We start from the raw sequence: 4,600 nt of genomic DNA on the forward strand, positions 1-4,600 counted from the left end.
GTTGTGCTCTACCAACTGAGCTATTTCCGCGATTGCGGTTGCAAAGGTAGGCATTTTCCTTAAACTAGCAAACATTTCGGCCACTTTTTTGCGAAATAATTTCAAGTTGAAATTCATTCCGTTGATAATCAGCTCATTCTGTCACGATAATCTTCGTAAGAAAAAACTTTGAATATCTTAGCTTCGCCGTTTTTACTCCACATGGCAATAGCCGGATGATGGATTCCGTTGAACATATTTGTCTTGACGGTGGTATAATGTATCATGTCTTCGAAGATAATTCGTTCGCCGATCTTCAGTTCATGATCGAAGCTCCAATATCCCATATAGTCTCCGCTCAGGCAAGAGTTACCTCCCATGCGGTAAATGTAAGGGCCTTGTTCGCCCATTTGTGCTCCGCGAATGGCTGGCTGGTAAGGCATCTCCAGGCAGTCGGGCATGTGGCACGTAAAGCTGACATTTAAAATGGCTGTACGTATTCCACGGTTTTCGACGATGTCGACTACTTCGGACGAAAGCACTCCTGTTTGCCACGTAAAGGCTGATCCAGGTTCAAGTATAATGCGCAAGTGGGGATAGCGCTTCCGGAGACCTTGCAGCAGGCTTATCAGGTGTTCCACATCGTAATCTTTGCGGGTCATCAGGTGGCCGCCTCCCAGATTCAACCATTTCAGTTGGGGAAACCAACGCGAGAATTTCTCTTCCAGATGAATGAGTGTGCGCTCCAATTCGTAAGAAGACGATTCGCAATGACAATGACAATGGAAGCCTTCGATGCCTTGAGGCAGTTGGTCGGGAAGTTGGTCGGCTATCACTCCAAAACGCGTGCCTGCCGCACACGGATTATACAGTTCGGTTTCTACTTCCGAATATTCCGGATTTACGCGGATGCCGCACGAAATACCTTCCCCTTGGGCCAATACCATCGGATAGAACCGGCTGAACTGCGACAGTGAATTGAAAGTGATGTGGCTGCTGCAACGCATTATTTCCGGAAAGTCTGCTTCGGTGTAAGCGGGCGAGTAAGTGTGCGCCTTGCTGCCGAACTCTTCGAAAGCCAAACGGGCTTCGTAAACGGAGCTGGCTGTTGAATGGTCGATATACTCGCGGAATATGGGGAAAGAGCGCCACATGGCGAACGATTTGAAAGCAAGGATTATTTCTACTCCGGCACGTTCGGCCACACTCTTTATTAATGTGAGATTCTTTCTCAGCAGTTCCTCCTCCATAATATAGCAAGGCGAAGGAAAAAGGGTGAAATCTATCATTTTTTCAGCTTTTAGAATATGATTCGGTTTGTACTTATTATCTGATTTTAGTCTCTATGTCAAAGTGTAGTCTTCTTTGTTTTATTCTATCACTTTGAAACGGGCAAAACGCAACAGCAATTGCTTGTCTCCGGCATGCTGGAAGCGGATGGTCGCTTTGGCATTGTCCCCTACTCCTTCCACTTTCAGAACTTCACCACGGCCAAAGCGTTCGTGCTCGATAAACTGTCCCTCGTGTAGCAGGGCTGTTGGGCTGCCGGAAGAGGGCGAAGAAGGCTGGGCGGGATCCACTCGTCTTAAATTACGGGGCATGGAAGCGCCTATCAGTCTTTTACGTGAAGCCATAGGAGTTTCGCCAGAGAAAGATGTAGCCGACGAACTGCCGACCGGACGAGCCGATGGTTGGAACGCATTGTTTGAACTGCTTCTAAAGTCTCCTCCCCTATTATTTATCTGCCGTTCGAGCAGCAAATTCTGGGGCAATCGCAGGTAATTGGTATCTATATCATACAGGAAACGGCTCGGACTTCCAAATTCTGTTTTTCCGTAACGCATCCGCGTTTTGGCATAGGAAAGGTAGCAATGCTCTTCTGCGCGTGTGATAGCGACGTAAAACAGGCGCCGTTCTTCTTCAAGTGCCCGCGGCGAATCGCCTGCCATGCTGCTTGGAAAAAGATTTTCTTCCATGCCGACGACAAAAACATTCCGGAATTCAAGCCCTTTGGCCGAATGGACGGTCATTAATGTGATTTTCTCATCATTGCTGTCTTTGTCAGAATCCTGATCGGTCAGCAACGATACTTCCGATAGAAAATCGCTTAAGGATATGTGTTCGTTTCCTTCCTCTTGTCTTTCGGCACAAAAATCTCTCATACCGTTCATCAGCTCCTCGATGTTTTCTTTCCGGCTCAGGTTTTCCGGAGAATTATCTTGGCACACATCATTGATGATGCCGGAATTGCGGATGATATCTTCACCCAGTTCGCTGGCATTTTTCTGTGTGAGATCTTTTATGAGATCGTTTATCAGGTCGCGGAACTTTTGCAGTTTGCTGACCGTTCCTTTGTTGAAGTTCAATGCATAGGTCAACGGTTCGCATAGCACTGTCCATAAACTTACTTTATTATCAGTAGCGGCAGCTATGATTTTACCTACTGTTGTGTCGCCTATCCCTCGGGCGGGATAATTGATGATACGCTTGAAGGCTTCTTCATCGTTTGGATTGACAACCAGGCGGAAATAGGCAATCACGTCCTTTATCTCTTTACGCTGATAAAAGGAAAGGCCGCCGTAGATGCGATAAGGCATATTACGCTTACGCATGGCTTCTTCGAAGATACGGCTTTGGGCATTCGTACGGTAAAGAACTGCAAAGTCAGCATAACCGTATCCTTGAGTGCGGCGTAATTCTGCAATCTTATTGATTACGATTTCGCCTTCTTCTACATCGCTGTATGCCTGGAATACACTGATGGGATCTCCTTGGTCTTTCTTCGAATATACCTCTTTGTGTATCTGGCGCATATTTTTGCTGATCAGGCTATTGGCTGCTGACACGATGCTTTGGGTAGAGCGATAGTTCTGTTCCAGTTTAAACACTCTGGTACCCGGATATGCTTTGGTAAAATAAAGAATATTATCGATATCGGCCCCGCGGAATGAATAGATGCTTTGGGCATCGTCTCCTACTACACACACATGCTGATGGTTCTTGGCCAGTTGCATCACTATGCTGTGTTGTGCCACGTTTGTGTCCTGATACTCGTCTACCAGAATGTAGCGGAATTGCTCTTGATAGCGTGCTAGTACATCGGGATGATCACGAAAAAGTAAAAACGTATAGAACAGCAGATCGTCAAAGTCCATGGCGTCGGCCTGCCGGCAACGTTCCCAGTAGCGGCGATAAATGTCGCGCAAGGCTGGTACTTTAGCCATGCAGTCACCATCGTAGGCTTCTTTGTTTCGGGCATAGTCTGATGGCGATACAAGATGGTTTTTGGCATTGGAGATGCGGGCTTGTATCATCCCTGGTTTATAGTTCTTTTCATCAAGTTGCATTTCTTTGATGATGGAACGGATCAGGCTTTTGCTGTCGGCTGTATCGTAAATGGTAAACTGAGATGTAAACCCTAAATGAGATGCTTCGACATGCAAAATGCGCAGGAACAAGGAATGAAAGGTTCCCATCCATAAATATCGCGCCCTTTCGGTACCGACCTGTTTGGCAATACGCTCTTTCATTTCCCGGGCTGCTTTGTTTGTAAATGTCAGTGCCAGAATGTTCCATGGCTGATAACCGTTCTCCAGCAACCATGCTATTTTGTATGTAAGTACACGGGTTTTTCCTGATCCGGCTCCGGCAATAACCAGCGACGGACCTTCGTTGTAAAGAACAGCCGCTCGCTGGCTGTCGTTCAATTCATTTATATAGTCTGACATAGCTTGTCACAATCATCCGATAAAACATAAAAACAGTGCAAAGATACGAAAAAGCTTCAAATAGCCGTGAACTTTTCCTTGGCTATCATGTTGTTATTACAAAGGCTTTTCTTATATTTGTATTAAGTTTTTTGGTCTTATGAAGACAAGCCTTAAAATAATAATTAGATATGATACTCACCACTTTAATAGCAGCAACTATTATGATGTTCGAAATGCCCACACTTCCTTATGCTCACAATGCATTGGAACCTGTAATCAGTCAGGCTACTATCGACTTCCATTACGGGAAGCACCTGCAAACTTATGTAAACAATCTGAATAATTTGGTTCCGGGAACAGAATTCGAGGGGAAAAGTCTCGAAGAGATTGTTGCCACAGCTCCCGATGGTCCGGTGTTTAACAATGCGGGACAAGTACTTAATCACACATTCTATTTCTTGCAATTCTCTCCAACTCCTAAACGTCACGAGCCGGCTGGACCGTTGGCCGAAGCTATAAACCGGGATTTTGGCAGTTTTGAAGATTTCAAGAAAGAATTTACAGCTGCGGCTACCGGACTTTTTGGTTCAGGATGGGCTTGGCTTTCCGCCGATCAACAGGGTAAACTGCACATTACCAAAGAAGCGAATGGCAGTAATCCTCTCCGATCAGGTTTCACTCCTTTGCTTACATTCGATGTCTGGGAACACGCTTATTATCTGGACTATCAGAACTGGCGCGCCGATCATTTGAAAGCTTTGTGGGATATCATTGATTGGGAAGTTGTGGAGAAAAGACTGAAATGATATTTCTAATCTGTAACGCGCACCCGTTAGCATACACTGCTTCGGGTGCGTTTTGTATTAACAGGCACATCTAAATAGTAAGCTTCCAAAATTGGCGTATTGACT

Annotated in this window: 3 protein-coding genes; 1 reads left to right on the top strand and 2 read right to left on the bottom strand. The window is 45.6% G+C overall.

Annotated features, from left to right (window positions below):
- Window positions 1-128 precede the first annotated feature (128 nt).
- Both nspC and QVP67_RS01055 read right to left on the bottom strand, forming a co-directional pair.
- The gene (nspC, locus tag QVP67_RS01050; RefSeq protein WP_022161704.1) at window positions 129-1,268 is read right to left on the bottom strand and encodes a carboxynorspermidine decarboxylase; all 1,140 of its coding nucleotides are present in this window, start codon (window positions 1,266-1,268) and stop codon (window positions 129-131) included.
- Window positions 1,269-1,349: 81 nt separating this feature from the next.
- Window positions 1,350-3,707 carry an ATP-dependent helicase gene (locus QVP67_RS01055; protein ID WP_022161705.1) on the bottom strand — a complete coding sequence of 786 codons (2,358 nt, stop codon included), beginning with the start codon at window positions 3,705-3,707 and terminating at the stop codon, window positions 1,350-1,352.
- A 170-nt stretch (window positions 3,708-3,877) separates the two neighbouring features.
- Here QVP67_RS01055 and QVP67_RS01060 point away from each other — a divergent pair, with 170 nt between their 5' ends.
- On the top strand, window positions 3,878-4,495 hold the full coding sequence (locus QVP67_RS01060; protein WP_022161706.1) for a superoxide dismutase: 618 nt from the start codon (window positions 3,878-3,880) through the stop codon (window positions 4,493-4,495).
- Window positions 4,496-4,600: the final 105 nt, after the last annotated feature.

Origin of the sequence: Bacteroides sp. CAG:633, assembly GCF_000435115.1 — a bacterium.
GTDB lineage: Bacteria > Bacteroidota > Bacteroidia > Bacteroidales > Bacteroidaceae > Bacteroides > Bacteroides ndongoniae.